The organism is Pseudomonas jilinensis (assembly GCF_003586265.1).
Lineage (GTDB): Bacteria > Pseudomonadota > Gammaproteobacteria > Pseudomonadales > Pseudomonadaceae > Halopseudomonas > Halopseudomonas phragmitis.
The window spans coordinates 14,046-28,597 of the sequence record NZ_QJSA01000009.1; the positions used below are offsets into that span (position 1 = coordinate 14,046).

13 protein-coding genes are annotated in these 14,552 nt (G+C 59.6%); 5 read left to right on the top strand and 8 right to left on the bottom strand.

What is annotated here, in order from left to right; all coding sequences use genetic code 11:
- Positions 1 to 97 precede the first annotated feature (97 nt).
- From C2846_RS10835 to C2846_RS10845, 3 genes are all read left to right on the top strand, one after another.
- Positions 98 to 325 (top strand): DUF2061 domain-containing protein, encoded by a 228-nt coding sequence (locus C2846_RS10835; protein ID WP_080050917.1) that lies wholly within the window; start codon positions 98 to 100, stop codon positions 323 to 325.
- Between the two features lie 65 nt (positions 326 to 390).
- Positions 391 to 1,677 carry an alpha/beta fold hydrolase family protein gene (locus C2846_RS10840; protein ID WP_080050918.1) on the top strand — a complete coding sequence of 429 codons (1,287 nt, stop codon included), beginning with the start codon at positions 391 to 393 and terminating at the stop codon, positions 1,675 to 1,677.
- 2 nt (positions 1,678 to 1,679) lie between these two features.
- Positions 1,680 to 2,441, top strand: a complete 762-nt coding sequence (locus C2846_RS10845; RefSeq protein ID WP_119701447.1) for an MlaA family lipoprotein — start codon at positions 1,680 to 1,682, stop codon at positions 2,439 to 2,441.
- A gap of 529 nt (positions 2,442 to 2,970) precedes the next feature.
- Here C2846_RS10845 and C2846_RS10850 read toward each other — a convergent pair.
- From C2846_RS10850 to C2846_RS10860, 3 genes are all read right to left on the bottom strand, one after another.
- Positions 2,971 to 3,423: a YcgN family cysteine cluster protein gene (locus C2846_RS10850; RefSeq protein ID WP_119701448.1), complete on the bottom strand. Its 453-nt coding sequence runs from the start codon at positions 3,421 to 3,423 to the stop codon at positions 2,971 to 2,973.
- A gap of 1 nt (position 3,424) precedes the next feature.
- Entirely contained in the window at positions 3,425 to 3,688 is a 264-nt protein-coding gene (locus tag C2846_RS10855; RefSeq protein ID WP_080050921.1) for a glutaredoxin family protein, read from the bottom strand.
- A 132-nt stretch (positions 3,689 to 3,820) separates the two neighbouring features.
- The gene (locus C2846_RS10860; protein ID WP_119701449.1) at positions 3,821 to 5,647 is read right to left on the bottom strand and encodes a 5'-nucleotidase C-terminal domain-containing protein; all 1,827 of its coding nucleotides are present in this window, start codon (positions 5,645 to 5,647) and stop codon (positions 3,821 to 3,823) included.
- 147 nt (positions 5,648 to 5,794) lie between these two features.
- On the opposite strand from C2846_RS10860, the gene C2846_RS10865 reads away from it, so the two are divergent.
- Positions 5,795 to 7,123 carry a deoxyguanosinetriphosphate triphosphohydrolase gene (locus C2846_RS10865; protein WP_080050923.1) on the top strand — a complete coding sequence of 443 codons (1,329 nt, stop codon included), beginning with the start codon at positions 5,795 to 5,797 and terminating at the stop codon, positions 7,121 to 7,123.
- Here the strand turns inward: C2846_RS10865 and C2846_RS10870 are convergent.
- From C2846_RS10870 to C2846_RS10890, 5 genes are all read right to left on the bottom strand, one after another.
- Entirely contained in the window at positions 7,110 to 7,964 is an 855-nt protein-coding gene (locus C2846_RS10870) for a nitrate- and nitrite sensing domain-containing protein (protein WP_080050924.1), read from the bottom strand. The genes C2846_RS10865 and C2846_RS10870 overlap by 14 nt on opposite strands.
- A 57-nt stretch (positions 7,965 to 8,021) precedes the next feature.
- On the bottom strand, positions 8,022 to 8,423 hold the full coding sequence (gloA, locus tag C2846_RS10875; protein ID WP_080050925.1) for a lactoylglutathione lyase: 402 nt from the start codon (positions 8,421 to 8,423) through the stop codon (positions 8,022 to 8,024).
- An 83-nt stretch (positions 8,424 to 8,506) separates the two neighbouring features.
- Complete coding sequence (locus tag C2846_RS10880; protein ID WP_080050926.1) at positions 8,507 to 9,724, bottom strand: argininosuccinate synthase; 1,218 nt, start codon at positions 9,722 to 9,724, stop codon at positions 8,507 to 8,509.
- Positions 9,725 to 10,104: 380 nt separating this feature from the next.
- Entirely contained in the window at positions 10,105 to 10,953 is an 849-nt protein-coding gene (locus C2846_RS10885) for a flagellar protein MotY (RefSeq protein ID WP_119701450.1), read from the bottom strand.
- Positions 10,954 to 11,208: 255 nt separating this feature from the next.
- The gene (locus C2846_RS10890; RefSeq protein ID WP_119701451.1) at positions 11,209 to 13,245 is read right to left on the bottom strand and encodes an NADPH-dependent 2,4-dienoyl-CoA reductase; all 2,037 of its coding nucleotides are present in this window, start codon (positions 13,243 to 13,245) and stop codon (positions 11,209 to 11,211) included.
- A 219-nt stretch (positions 13,246 to 13,464) separates the two neighbouring features.
- Here C2846_RS10890 and C2846_RS10895 point away from each other — a divergent pair, with 219 nt between their 5' ends.
- Positions 13,465 to 14,481, top strand: coding sequence for an AraC family transcriptional regulator (locus tag C2846_RS10895; protein ID WP_080050929.1), 1,017 nt, complete (start codon positions 13,465 to 13,467; stop codon positions 14,479 to 14,481).
- The last annotated feature ends 71 nt before the right edge of the window (positions 14,482 to 14,552 follow it).

Sequence of the window (14,552 nt, forward strand, 5' to 3'; positions counted from 1 at the left end):
TCAAAAGCATTAGTCATTTCTGTTTCTGCTTCAGGTAATGCTCGCCTACTATCAACTCAGCGGGAATGATTCCCATTGGACTATAGAGGCTGTCATCATGACCAAGACCATTTCCTTCACCCTGATGCACTTCACTATTGCTTTTGCCGTGGTCTATGCCATGACCGGCAGCCTGGTTCTGGGCGGTGCGGTTGCGGTAGTGGAGCCCGCGCTGAACAGTGTGGCTTTCCACTTCCATGAAAAAGTCTGGAAACGTATTGAGCAGCGCCGGCAAATGCGCCGCGAGCAGCGAGGCATGCGCTTTCCTCCGGTAATGCAGGCCTGACTCGCCGAGGAACTTTTGCGGGCTGATTAGGGTATATAGTGTCTGTGTTCATCACGGATTAGCCCATGCCCAGATTTAATGGACTGCTCGTCGTTCTGCTTGCGTTACTGGCGCTCAAGGCCAGCGCGGATGATTTCAGTTACCCCATAAGCAATGCACTTATGGCAACTATCGCCGGCACGCCTCAACGACTCATGGCCCCGGTGCCAAGCGAGTCCGATGTGCGTCAGCGCGATCTGTCGGTGCGCGTGTTGCCCGAGCGCAACCTGCCACCGACCCTGTCGCAATACCGCGATCTGCATTTCCGTCTGGCCTGGCAGCAGCAACCGGCCCCGTTGCTGTTTCTGATCGCCGGCACCGGCTCCAGCTATGACAGCCCCCGACTGGATTACCTCAAGCGGGTGTTCTGGCAGGCGGGCATGCATGTAATAGTGCTGTCCTCACCGACCAATCATGACTTCATCGCCGCCGCCTCACGCAGTGGCCTGCCCGGCTTGGGACGCGAGGATGCCCGCGACCTGCACACTGCCATGTCGATGGCTGCCGAAAAGGCCCGCCACGAAGTCGGCCTGCAGGTTACCGAGCACCATGTGGTGGGCTTCAGCCTTGGCGCGCTGAATGCTGCCTTTGTCGCCGAACTGGACCAGCGCCTGGGACAGTTCAACTTCAGCCGGGTGTTGCTGCTCAACCCACCCGTGGACCTCTATACCTCGATCCAGCGGCTGGACTCGCTGGCCCGTACCCGCATTGACGGGGTCAGCGATACGGACAGCTTCTACGAGCATATCTTCGGCAAGCTCTCGCGTTACTTTGCCGAGAAAGGCGAAACCGACATCGAGGGTGGTCTGTTCTATGGTATCCAGTCATCCGACCAGGCCCTGACCGACCCTGAGCTGGCCATGCTGATTGGCGCGGTATTTCGCTTCGCCGCTGCCGACCTCAACTTCATGGCCGATCTGGTGACCGGTGGTGGCCTGTATGCGCCAGCGGACGAGCGACTCAAGGTCAGCACTTCACTCACTCCCTATCTGCGCCGGGCGCTGTTCTGCGACTTCAGCTGCTACATCGAAACTCAATTGTGGCCGGACTGGAGCAGTCGTAATGCAGACAAAACCATCGATGACATGGCTTGGCATACAAGCCTTAGAAGCATCGAGAACTTTCTGGCCAGCCATTCCGGCATTGCCGCACTGACCAATGCCGACGATCTGATTCTCAGCCGTGAAGATTATGACTTTCTGCATCAGACCTTTGGTGAGCGCGCGTTTCTGTTCCCCCGTGGCGGGCATGGTGGCAACCTTCAGCACCAGACCGTGGTTGAGCGGATGCTGAGCTTCATACAGGGAGAGTAACCATGCGAACGACCATAACCCTGGGCCTGACCTGCGCCCTGCTCATCACGCCTGCGTTTGCCAACCAGGCTCCGCCCTACCATGACCCGCTGGCAGGCCTGGTGATCGATGATCAGGCCGGCCATTACCAGTTCGAGCGCTCCAGCCTGGATGCTCTCAACGTTTATGACCCGTTCGAGGGTTTCAACCGGCGCATGTATCGGTTCAACGCCCAGTTCGACCATTACGTCTATCTGCCAACAGTCCGGGCCTACGAAGTCGTAACCCCGCGCTTTGTGCGCTCGGGAGTACGCAACGTTTTCGCCAACCTGGGTGATGTTCCCAACCTGGCCAACAGCCTGGCTCAGGGCAAGATCGAGAAGAGCATGCGTACCACCGCGCGCCTGCTGTTCAACACCATTTTGGGTGGGCTGGGCCTGTTCGATGTGGCCAGCAAGATGGGCCTGCCGCAGGAACCCGAAGACTTCGGCCAGACTCTGGGCCGCTACGGTGTGCCGCCGGGGCCTTATCTGGTGCTACCGCTGCTGGGGCCTTCGAACCTGCGTGACAGCACCGGGCTGGTGGTGGACTGGTCAGTGGAAGACGCCATCAACTATCTCGACAGCCGCAGCGTGATGAATGATGAGCAGTGGCTCTATGGGCTGTACGCCATTGACCTGCGTTACAACAATGACTTTCGCTATGGCGCTCTGGATAGTCCGTTCGAGTACGACCAGATCCGTTACTTGTATCTGAAATTGCGCGAGTTGCAGATCGGGCAGTAGGTGTACAGGGGCGTGGTAATTCAGGGGCGACCGGTGGATTGCCACGGGCCTGCGGCCCTCGCAATGACGGGTGTAAGGCACACACCTCTGCCCCCTCGCAACAAACCCCATCGCCCATCATCATTGCGAGGAACAGGGGGCGGCCATCCGCCGACGTGACAATCCAGGGCGGCCGGTGGATTGCCACGGGCCTACGGCCCTCGCAATGACGGGGTGTAGGTGACATAGCCCTTGCCTTGGCAATGACGGGTGTAGGTGACATAGCCCCTGCCCTGACAGTGACGGGTGTAGGCTACATAGTCCCTGCCCTGGCAATGACGGGTGTAGGCCACATAGCCTCTGCCTTGGCAATGACGGGTGTAGGCCACATAGCCTCTGCCTTGGCAATGACGGGTGTAGGCCACATAGCCCCTGCCTTGGCAATGACAGGGTTTAAGCCGCAGCCATCGCCCCAAACCTCACAACGATGAGGCACAGACCCATCGCCCCACACCGTCATTGCGAGGGCCGCAGGCCCGTGGCAATCCAGTTACCCGACCCGAAAAATGATGTGCTCTTCCCAGTCGTCTTCATCCACTGCATCCTCAGCCAGCATCCGTCCGGCCTGGGAAATGCCGGCCTTGTGGACGGCCTTCGGGTCGCCGCAGACCAGGTGGTGCCAGGGCGGTAACTCTTCGCCTTCGGCCACCAGGCGGTAGGCGCAGGTCGGGGGCAGCCAGGCGAACGACTGTGCATCGGCCGGGGTCAACTGGATGCAGTCGGGCACGAACTCCCGGCGTTTGGGGTAGTTGCTGCACTGGCAAGTCTTGAGATCCAGCAGCTTGCAGGCGATGCGAGTGTAGTAGATGGCGTTCGGATCATCCTCATCCTCGAGCTTCTGCAAGCAGCACAGGCCACAGCCATCACACAACGACTCCCACTCGTCCTGATCCAGCTCATCCAGCCGCTTGCGCTTCCAGAATGGCACCACGGTCATGGCCATCTCAACGGCCCTCGCTCAGGACATCGCCCAGCCAGTCCATCACCTGGGCCAGATCAAACGGAAAATCCAGCTCGGCGCCGCTGTCTTGTCGCTGAAGCACCGGGATACGCAACTGATAGCGCTGCATCAGTTCATCACTGTCGCTGATATCGACCTCGCTCACCCGCAAACCGTCGGCAATCAGCGGTTGCAGGATCTGCATGGCGGCCTCACACAGGTGACAGGCCAGCGTGCCATAGAGAGTGACGGGAGGGAGTTGAGTCATTGCGGGTCACGGCGGGTCGGGAAACAGCTGGCTATTGTAGCGCCATTTGGAGGTATTTACCGACACTTACCCGCTGACTGGCCAAAGCCCGGAAGGAAATAGTCTTCCCTCCGGGCTGTGCCTCTGACTGACTCAGTTGGCCGGGGTATAGAACTGGGTGGAGTACTCATCCAGCGCAGGCTTGGCCACAGTGCCGACTTCCAGCATGTAATCGACAAAGGACTGCGCATAATCGAGGAAGGTATCCTCCGCACGGCCATCCTCGCTCACCGTACCGAAGGTGACATAGCCATCCTGCCCCATGGCGGTAAAGCTGTTGCTTACCACCGTCAGTACGGTGCTGTCGGTCAGTGGTTGCCAGTCACCCTCGTTACGAATCCGATACTCGATATCGTACAGCCGCTGGCCAGCCGGGCGGTTCATATCGACATACCAGCGCAGACCGGAAGCATAAGGATAGGCACCGGTGGAATTGCTGTGGGCGTACTCCACCGCTTCATTGAGCACCTGGCGAATTTCCGCGCCGGTCATTTCCAGATTGGTCAGGGTATTGCCGAACGGCAGCAAGGTGTAGGCATCGCCAATGGTGATGTCACCGGCAAAGATATCAATCCGTACACCACCGGAGTTCTGGATGGAGACATCGGCGCCCTTGCTCATGAACAGGAAGGCACTGGCCACCACATTGGGAATGTCACCACCACGGTCGGGGTCTTCACCGGTGCAGGTGGTATCGCCGTAAGGCACCCCCGGAATCCGCGCCAGACAAAGGTCTTCAACCGCCAAACCAATCACATTGTTGCGAAACTCATCAAGCTGCTCAGAGAAGCTGTTGAGCAGCACCTGAGCAGCGGGATCCGGTGCGGTCAGGCTGAGCTGGGGATCGGCATCGATGGCTGCTTGCAGTTCAGCCAGGTTATTGCCGGTCAAAGCAGCGTTGCTGCGGGTTGGGTTATCCAGCAACAAATGTGGCACGCCTTCACAGGACACTACATTGCCGTCAGCATCCCACTGCACATTCAGTTCGCCAACCACCTTGGAGTACTCCCAGGCCTGGGCCACACAAACCTGGTTGCCGTCGGCATTGGTGACCATGGTCGGGTACTCGCCACCAGCATTCAGGCCGTAGGCATCGAAATCACCCAGCAAGGTGTGAGAGTCACCGCCGATGATCACATCCACACCAGACAGGTTACGCGCCATGTCCAGGTCGTTCTCATACTGATAATGGGTCAGCAAAATGATCTTGTTGACGCCCTGCTCGGCCAGCTCGTTGATCATCGCCTGGGCCGTTTCCTGTTCATCCAGAAACTCGGTAGTTGGCAGAGGACTGGAGCTGCCTTGGGTCTTGCCGCGAATATCGATACCGATTATGCCCACCTGCTGGCCGTCCACTTCGTGAATGTAGTACGGCTTGATGTAATCATCTTCAGCGCTGGGCGCCAGCGGTGTACCAATCTGCGGTTTGACATTGGCAGCCAGTACAGCAGTGTTGCAGCTACCTGCAGCGAGATAATCGAGGAACTTCACCAGCCCCGCATCGCCCCGGTCAAATTCGTGGTTGCCAAGGGCAAAGGCATCGAAGCAGACCTCGTTCATCAGGGCGGCGTCAGCCTCACCCTCGAAGGTCGAAAAGTACAAGGTGCCGGTGATGGCATCCCCGGCGTGCAGCTTGAGCACGTTTTCCAGTTCGGCTTCACGCTCTGCAATTTTGGCCACCACACGCGGGAATCCGCCCAGAGCAAAACTGGTTTCAGCGCCGGCAATGTTAAGACCGATGCTGGTTTCATCCAGATTGGAATGGTGATCGTTGATATGCAGAATATTCAGCGACAGGGGCTGACCAACATCATTATCGTCGGCATTGCGATTGCTACTGCTACCACTGTTGCAACCACTCAGCACTATGGCTGAGATTACCGGCACCAGGGCCAGGGAGGCTTTAAGTCTCACAATCATGCTCCTTTGAATGAGTACTCGACTCGCAAGCCTGCCAGCTGTATGTGTCAGTCCAGTGATGTCTGGATGCCGATTTGGTGACTGGGCCTCGCCCTCGACAGCCTTCGGCAGCTGTCGCATACTCGGCTCAACCACAGGGAGTCATGCATGGATTGGGAAACACTGCTGTGTCGCGAACGTCTGGGCAAACCGGTTGCCAGTGCCGATGAGTTGGGTCGCACGCCCTTCCACAAAGATCACGACCGGGTCATTTTCTCCGGTGCCTTCCGCCGGCTGGGCAAGAAAACCCAGGTTCATCCAGTCTCCAGTAACGACCATATCCATACCCGCCTGACCCACAGCCTGGAAGTCGGTTGCGTCGGCCGTTCGCTGGGCATGCGGGTAGCCGAGATGCTGCGCGGCCAGTTGCCCGACTGGTGCGAGCCGGCGGATATCGGGGTGATCGTCCAGGCCGCCTGCCTGGCCCACGACATCGGCAATCCGCCCTACGGCCATTCCGGTGAAGACGCGATTCGTCACTGGTTCCAGCAGGCTGCCAGCCAGGGCTGGCTGGACCCGCTCAGTGATGACCAACGCAATGATTTCCTGCACTTCGAGGGCAATGCCCAGGGTTTCCGGGTACTGACCGAGCTGGAGTACCACCAGTTCGAAGGCGGCATGCGCCTGACCTATGCCACCCTGGGTGCCTATCTCAAATACCCGTGGACCGCCCGACATGCGGAAAACCTGGGCTACAAGAAACACAAGTTCGGCTCCTACCAGGCCGAATACCCACTGCTGGTACAGATTGCCGAAAAACTCGGGCTGCCGGCCCAGGGCGAGCAGTGCTGGAGCCGCCACCCGCTGGTCTATCTGGTCGAGGCGGCAGACGATATCTGTTACGGCCTGATCGACCTGGAAGACGGCCTGGAAATGGAGCTGCTGGCCTATTCAGAAGTCGAGCGTCTGCTGCTCGACCTGGTCGGCGATGACCTGCCGGAAACCTACCGACAACTGGGCCCCAAAGACTCAACCCGGCGCAAGCTGGCGATCCTGCGCGGCAAGGCCATTGAACACCTGGTCAACGCCGCTGCCGAGGCGTTCATTCGTCAGCAGCCGGCGCTGCTCAGTGGCACCCTGCCGGGCGACCTGGTTGAACATATGCACCCGTTGGCCCGCGACTGCGTGCAAACCGCCAAGGCCATGGCCCGCGAACGGATTTTCCAGGACAAACGCAAGACCCTGCATGAAATCGGCGCCTACAGCACCCTGGAAACTTTGCTGGACGCCTTCTGCGGTGCGGTCAATGAACTGCATGCCGGCCAGCACCTGAGTTTCAAGCATCGGCGTATTCTGGATTTGATGGGTAATAATGCCCCGCGTGAGGACTGGGACCTGTATCGCAGCTACCTGCGGGTGATCGACTTTATCGCCGGGATGACAGACCTCTACGCCGCCGATATGGCGGCCCGCATTCGCGGCATCACGCTGGGCTGAGAACGTTCTGCTGCAGGCGCTCAAGCAACATGTCGGCCAGCGCCAGTTGGGCGCTGATGGTCCGGGTCGCGGTCTGGAAATAGTTCTGCGCGCGCACGAGCGGGCCTTTTTCGCTCTCAAGCAGGTCCTCGATCAATTGCAGCAGCGCATCCAGGCTGTCTTCGGCCTCGCGCACCGCAGCCGCCATCTGAGTGCGCAGCAACGCATCGCTATACAGCCGGGCCGGCACTCCATAGGCACGCAAGCGTATCTGTTCAGCCAGGCGCTGCAACTCTTCACGTTGCAATGCACTATTCTGCCGCCGCGCGGCGATACCCGTGCCGATTGCCCGGGCCTGCCCCAGCAATTCAGCATTCTGCAGCAGCTCCAGCCATAACCCTTCGGTTTGCGGCACCAGATGTCCCAGACAGACCAGGTCCTGCTTGCCGGCCATTTCCTCAATGGTATCGAGCAGTTGAGCGATCATTCGGTTATGCAGCAACAACACTTGTTCGGCACTGGCTTGCTCGCGCTGGGCATCCACTTCCTGCCAGCCGGCCAGCACATGGTGCCAGCCGGGATACCAGAACAGGCTGGCCTCATGGACCTTGGCCTGCTTCAGCAAGGCGTCGACCTGCTGGCTGACCGACCAACGCTGAGCCTCCAATCCGGGCTCACCAGACATGGAGCCATAGCAAAGGCCCCGGTGGCGCTGGAGTTGTTCGAGCAACAGACGCAACAGGCGGATCTGATCGAGAATCTGGGTATGTTGGCGACGCGCCAACTGACGGCGACGAAAATAGCTCAACCGGGTCAGCAACAGAACCAACAGGAGCAACGTGACCAAAAACCCCCAAAGCATGTGCTTCTCCTGGCTGATCTGACGTGGATTGCTCTCAGGGGAGGCGCATGCCGTTGATCAACTTGAGGCTGGGCTGGAACGCCCGGATAACAGCTCAATCCGGTAACCGTCCGGATCTTCGACGAAGGCCAGAATACTGGTGCCGTGTTTCATCGGCCCGGCCTCACGTACCACCTTGCCGCCAGCAGCCTTGATCTGCTCGCAAGCCTTGTAGACATCCTTGACCTCGATGGCGATATGACCATAACCGCTGCCCAGATCGTAATGATCGGTATCCCAGTTGTGGGTCAGCTCCAGCACGGCCTGCTCGGCCTCATTGCCATAGCCGACAAAGGCCAGCGTAAAGCGCCCTTCCGGGTAGTCTCTGCGTCGCAACAGGGTCATGCCCAGCACTTCGGTATAGAACGCAATGGACTTCTCCAGGTCGCCAACACGAAGCATGGTGTGAAGTATGCGCATAGTTTCTTCCTCCGAAGGGGCTGGGGCTGGAGACCGCACTCAGCAGTCGTCCAGCCTTAAGCCTATAGCGGTTCCAACGGCTTTTACAGCAGCTTGCGACCCTTGCCTGCGGCGATGCGCATGCGCAGAGCATTGAGCTTGATGAAACCGGCAGCATCGGCCTGATCGTACGCGCCGGCATCGTCCTCGAAAGTGGCGATGTTGGCGTCGAACAGCGAGTCATCGGACTTGCGGCCCACGACAATGACGTTGCCCTTGTACAGCTTCAGGCGCACGACACCGTTCACGTTCAGTTGCGAGGCGTCGATCATTTCCTGCAGCATGACCCGCTCCGGGCTCCACCAGAAGCCGTTGTAGATCAGCTCGGCGTATTTGGGCATCAAGCTGTCTTTGAGGTGAGCGACTTCACGATCCAGGGTGATCGACTCGATGGCGCGGTGGCCCTTGAGCATGATGGTGCCGCCGGGAGTTTCGTAGCAACCGCGCGACTTCATGCCGACGAAGCGGTTTTCAACAATATCCAGACGACCGATGCCGTTCTCGCCGCCGATGCGGTTCAGCTCAGCCAGTACGGTGGCCGGGCTCAGTTCCTTGCCGTCGATGGCGACGATATCACCGTTGCGGTAGGTCAACTCGATGTAGGTCGGAGTGTCCGGGGCGTTCTCCGGCGACTTGGTCCAGCGCCACATGTCTTCTTCGTGCTCGGTCCAGGTGTCTTCCAGCACGCCGCCTTCATAGGAGATGTGCAGCAGGTTGGCATCCATGGAGTACGGCGACTTTTTCTTGCCGTGACGCTCGATCGGAATCGCATGCTTCTCGGCGTAATCCATCAGTTTTTCGCGCGAGAGCAGATCCCATTCACGCCAGGGGGCGATAACCTTTACGCCCGGCTTCAGCGCGTAGGCGCCCAACTCGAAACGAACCTGATCGTTGCCCTTGCCGGTGGCACCGTGGGAAATGGCGTCAGCGCCGGTTTCGTTGGCAATTTCAATCAGGCGCTTGGCGATCAGCGGACGGGCAATCGAGGTGCCCAGCAGGTATTCGCCTTCATAGACGGTATTGGCACGGAACATCGGGAAGACGAAGTCACGCACGAACTCTTCACGCAGGTCATCGATGTAGATTTCCTTGACGCCCATCGCCTGAGCTTTAGCGCGGGCCGGCTCGACTTCCTCACCCTGACCCAGGTCGGCAGTGAAAGTCACCACTTCGCACTGGTAGGTTTCCTGCAACCACTTGAGGATTACCGAGGTATCCAGGCCGCCCGAATAGGCCAGGACGACTTTCTTCACGTCAGACATTGCGCGCTCCATAGGAAGATGACTCCCGCTGCCCGATAGGGCAACGGCCAAAGGCGCTATTTTAGGGCCTGTTGACGTTTCATCACAACCGCGCCGGCACCTGTTTTTGCGCGAGACAAGGCGCGAGATGCGAGGTTTGGTGGGCCAAATAAGCATCGAGCAACGCTGTATCGCGCAAAAACAGGCCCGGCCCTTCGGGTTGCGCGGAAAATTTCGCCATGCGTCGTTGTGGGACTTGGCAAGGGAATAACCATTACCTGCGTCCCACGCCTAGCCTGGCGAAATTTTTCGCAGCAACGCGGCTTGCGATGAAACGTCAACAGGCCCTGGCGTTACAGCGCGAGGATTCACAGGGGCGCGGGCCACTGGCTAAAGAAACCTCAGTGCTTTTCCAGTCGCAATGTCACCCGACGATTCTGCGCCCGCCCCTCGGCGCTACGATTGCTGGCCACTGGGAAGCTGTCACCGTGGAAGCGCAGGCTGAACTTCGATTCATCCACCCCGCGCTCGATCAGGTAGTTCTGCACAGCCAGCACTCGCTGACGGGACAGCTCACGGTTATCCAGACGATTGCCGACGTTGTCCGAGTGTCCATCGAGCTGAATGCCCTTGATCTGATCATCGGCCTCGATATAGATCAGCACCGTATCGAGCAATTGCCGTGCGGCATCATCCAGTTTGCTGCCACCCGTGGCAAAACTGACCACGCTGCGCGAAGCCTGATCGAAATTGATCGGCAGCAGGCCAGTAGCGCATTGCTGAAAATCGTTCCAGGCCGCCTGATAACCGACGCTGGACACCACCACTCGCACCGGCTCGCTGCCGGCAAAGCTGCTGCGCTGAATGGTCGGATGCAGCCCTTCGGCCAGACCGGCCAGCATCAACCCGGCCTGCTGTTCAGGGGCGACCAGCGCCACCGGCCCGTTCTGAACCTGAGCCTGCCCCAGCAACCGGCTACGGGTGCCCGGGCGCCAGAGCGGAGCCTCGTTGTAGAGCTGGGCCGGGCCCGGCTGCATCAGGTTGCTCCAGGGCTTCAACTCAAAGGTCGGCCGCTCGCCTGCACGGCGAACGAACACCGCCTCACCGTAACCGGTGACAGTCTGCGACAACCGACACTCGAACTGATCCCCCGCCACCGACCACTGCACATCTTCCATGCGGGTCTGGAAGGTCAGTGCCTGCACCGGCAAGGTAATACTCAGCAAAATCCCCAGATAGACTCGCGCCACGCTTGGCTCCACAGGCTTTAGCAACTCTCTTGTGAAGAATCGGCGCAAAACCGGAAAACTTTAGGAAAGCCCCCTGGATTGCCACGGGCCTGCGGCCCTCGCAATGACGAGGGTGAAGCAATCCACACGCGAGCATGCCTACCCCTCCACAGTCATTGCGAGCAGCGCAGCAGCGAAGCAATCCATGGGCGGGCGGCCTAGCCCCGGGACTGCCACGTGCCTACAGCCCTCGCAATGACGAGTTGTGGGGCTGACTCAAATACCTGCGGCCAGGCGCGAGCCCTGGTCAATCGCCCGCTTGGCGTCCAGCTCGGCGGCGACATCGGCACCGCCAATCAGGTGCACGGACTTGCCCAGCGCTTCCAGGCCGTCCTTGAGTTCACGCAGCGGCTCCTGGCCAGCGCAGATGATCACGGTGTCCACCGGCAATACCTGCGGCTCGCCGTTTTCACCGATGCTGATATGCAGGCCCTGGTCATCGACCTTCAGGTACTGCACCGCATTGAGCATCTGTACCTGCTTGTTCTTCAGACCGGTGCGGTGAATCCAGCCGGTGGTCTTGCCCAGACCATCGCCGACCTTGCTGCGCTTGCGCTGCAACAGATACACCTCACGCGCCGCCGGATGCGGTTGCGGCTGAATACCGGCGATACCACCACGGGCCTCCAGCGCAGTATCGATGCCCCACTCCTTCCAGAACAGCTCGACATCCTGGCTCGGGCTCTGGCCCTGGTGAGTAATGAATTCGGACACGTCGAAGCCGATACCGCCAGCACCGATCACCGCCACCTTCTGCCCGACCGGCTTGCGCTCGAGAATCGCATCCAGGTAGCTGATGACCTTTGGATGCTCAATACCCGGGATATCCGGGGTACGCGGCACGATGCCGGTGGCCAGGATCACTTCGTCGAAGTCTTTGAGGTCCTCGGCGCTGACCCGGCGGTTGAGCTGCAGCTTAACGCCGGTCTTGTCGATCAGCTTGCCGAAGTAGCGCAAGGTTTCATAGAACTCTTCCTTGCCAGGGATACGCTTGGCCACATTGAACTGGCCACCGATTTCAGCCGCCGCATCGAACAGCGTTACCTCATGGCCACGCTGGGCCGCGACCGTGGCCGCCGACAGCCCGGCCGGGCCAGCTCCAACCACGGCAATTTTCTTCACCTGGGTGGTGGGAATGTAGTTCAGCTCAGTCTCATGACAGGCGCGTGGGTTAACCAGGCAACTGGTCAGCTTGCCGCCAAAGGTGTGGTCCAGACAGGCCTGGTTACAGCCGATGCAGGTGTTGATCTCATCGCTGCGGCCTTCGGCGGCCTTGTTGACGAACTCGGGATCAGCCAGGAACGGCCGCGCCATCGAAACCATGTCAGCATCACCCTCGGCCAGCACCTGTTCGGCCACTTCCGGGGTGTTGATACGGTTGGTGGTGCACAGCGGAATCGAGACTTCACCCCGCAGCTTGGCCGTAACCTTGGTGAAGGCCGCACGCGGCACCTTGGTGGCAATGGTCGGGATCCGCGCTTCGTGCCAGCCGATACCGGTGTTGATAATGGTGGCGCCGGCCTTTTCGATGGCCTTGGCCAGCAGGACGATCTCATCCCAGGTGCTGCCACCTTCGATCAGGTCGAGCATCGACAGGCGATAGATGATGATGAAATTCGGCCCAACCGCCTCACGAATGCGGCTGACGATTTCAACCGGCAGACGCATGCGGTTTTCGTAGCTGCCGCCCCAACGGTCGGTACGCTTGTTGACGTGGGCGACCAGGAACTGGTTGATGAAGTAGCCTTCCGAGCCCATCACTTCAACACCGTCATAGCCGGCGCTCTGGGCCAGGGTAGCGCAGGTCACGAAATCGTTGATCTGCTTCTGAATGCCCTCTTCGTCCAGTTCCTTGGGAGTGAACGGGTTGATCGGCGCCTGCACGGCGCTGGGAGCGACCAGCTTGGGACTGTAGGCATAGCGACCGGCATGCAGAATCTGCATGCAGATCTTGCCACCTGCTTCATGCACCGCCTGGGTGACGACCTTATGCTGCTCGGCTTCTTCGGCAGTGGTCATTTTGGCCGCACCGTGGGCGACGCAACCCTCTTCATTCGGGCCGATACCGCCGGTGACGATCAGACCAACACCGCCCTTGGCCCGCTCGGCAAAATAGGCGGCCATACGGGCGAAGCCATTGGGGCGCTCTTCCAGGCCGGTATGCATGGAGCCCATCAGAGTGCGGTTACGCAGGGTGGTAAAGCCCAGGTCCAGCGGGGCCAGCAGGTGCGGATAGCGGGCGTGCTCGCTCATCGTATTCTCCGGTTATATCGTCATCAGGTGGTGTGCCGCTCTGAGGCAGCTTGCTTATGACGAGACAATAGGCCGCATCCCGTCGGCGCTCAATTACTTCAAGTGACATTTTTATAACTCTGAATTACATTGTGCAGTCATTCACTGCAGGAAATACTGATTGCTGGGTTTGTGCATCAGCACCATTGCGGTTCCCCAGCGTATCAACAGGAATACTCCATGAAACTCGGCGACCTGTCCGTTGGCTATCTCTACAGCCTGCAAGCCGTGCTACGCGGCCTGGGGCATGATCCGGCGCCGTTGTTCCAGCGGTTTCGAATCAGCGATGAACTGCTGGCCACACCTGGGGCGCGCATCAGCATTCCGCGCTTCATGCGTCTGGGCAACGCCGCGATTGGCCTGAGCCAGCGGGCCGATATCGGTTTGTTGATGGGTAGCCAGAGTCAGGCCAGCCATCTGGGGCTGCCTGGCGTAACCGCGCAGTGCGCCCCGGACCTGAATCGTGCATTCGAGACCCTGGTGCACTTCGAGCGGCTGACCAGCATGAACTACCGCGGCCATTCGAGCTTCGAGTCTCCGGCCTTGCGGTTCTATTCGATCAGCCCGTACAACGCCTTCAACCTGTTTGTGGTCGACTCGGCACTGGCCTCCCGCGCACAACTGGCCCGGCAACTGAGTGGCGGCCAGGCCCGCCTGCGAGAAGTGCATATCGAGTTTCCCGCCCCGGCCTATGCCGAGCGCTATGAAGCGTTGTTCAACTGCCCGGTGCTGTTCGAGCAGGCGCATAACCAGTTGCTCTGGGAACCGGCAAGTCTGACGCAGCCACTGCTGCACAACGCGCCGAGCACCTATGCCCAACTGCGCGCGCTGTGTGAGGCCCAGTTGCATGAGCAGACCCGGCACCGGCGCTTGCGCGAGCGGGTCGAGGAAATTCTTTCACCGCGCCTGCATAGTCAATTGCCGGGTATTACCGAGGTCGCCAGACAGTTGGGGTTGCCATCATGGACCCTGCGCCGACGCTTGCAGATTGAGGATGGCACGCGGTTTCAGGACATTATCGATGAGACCCGACGGGATCTGGCTCTGAGTTATATCCGCGATACCGAACTGGCGCTGGGTGAAGTGGCGTTTCTGCTGGGCTTTTCGTCACCGGCAGCGTTTCAGCGCGCATTCAAGCGCTGGGCTGGACAGGCGCCGGGGCAGTTCAGACGGGAACAGCGGGTAGTGAGGGGGTAGAACGCGGTTACAAAGGGAGAAGAACAGCCGAAGGGCCATTACATCTCTTCGGCATCTTCCACGGTTTCATC

Coding starts and splice junctions, on each gene's coding strand:
- C2846_RS10870 (WP_080050924.1), bottom strand. CDS start 7,964: ATGCTTTGGGGGTTTTTGGTCACGTTGCTCCTGTTGGTTCTGTTGCTG.
- C2846_RS10845 (WP_119701447.1), top strand. CDS start 1,680: ATGCGAACGACCATAACCCTGGGCCTGACCTGCGCCCTGCTCATCACG.
- C2846_RS10850 (WP_119701448.1), bottom strand. CDS start 3,423: ATGGCCATGACCGTGGTGCCATTCTGGAAGCGCAAGCGGCTGGATGAG.
- gloA (WP_080050925.1), bottom strand. CDS start 8,423: ATGCGCATACTTCACACCATGCTTCGTGTTGGCGACCTGGAGAAGTCC.
- C2846_RS10835 (WP_080050917.1), top strand. CDS start 98: ATGACCAAGACCATTTCCTTCACCCTGATGCACTTCACTATTGCTTTT.
- C2846_RS10865 (WP_080050923.1), top strand. CDS start 5,795: ATGGATTGGGAAACACTGCTGTGTCGCGAACGTCTGGGCAAACCGGTT.
- C2846_RS10890 (WP_119701451.1), bottom strand. CDS start 13,245: ATGAGCGAGCACGCCCGCTATCCGCACCTGCTGGCCCCGCTGGACCTG.
- C2846_RS10895 (WP_080050929.1), top strand. CDS start 13,465: ATGAAACTCGGCGACCTGTCCGTTGGCTATCTCTACAGCCTGCAAGCC.
- C2846_RS10860 (WP_119701449.1), bottom strand. CDS start 5,647: ATGATTGTGAGACTTAAAGCCTCCCTGGCCCTGGTGCCGGTAATCTCA.
- C2846_RS10840 (WP_080050918.1), top strand. CDS start 391: ATGCCCAGATTTAATGGACTGCTCGTCGTTCTGCTTGCGTTACTGGCG.
- C2846_RS10880 (WP_080050926.1), bottom strand. CDS start 9,724: ATGTCTGACGTGAAGAAAGTCGTCCTGGCCTATTCGGGCGGCCTGGAT.
- C2846_RS10855 (WP_080050921.1), bottom strand. CDS start 3,688: ATGACTCAACTCCCTCCCGTCACTCTCTATGGCACGCTGGCCTGTCAC.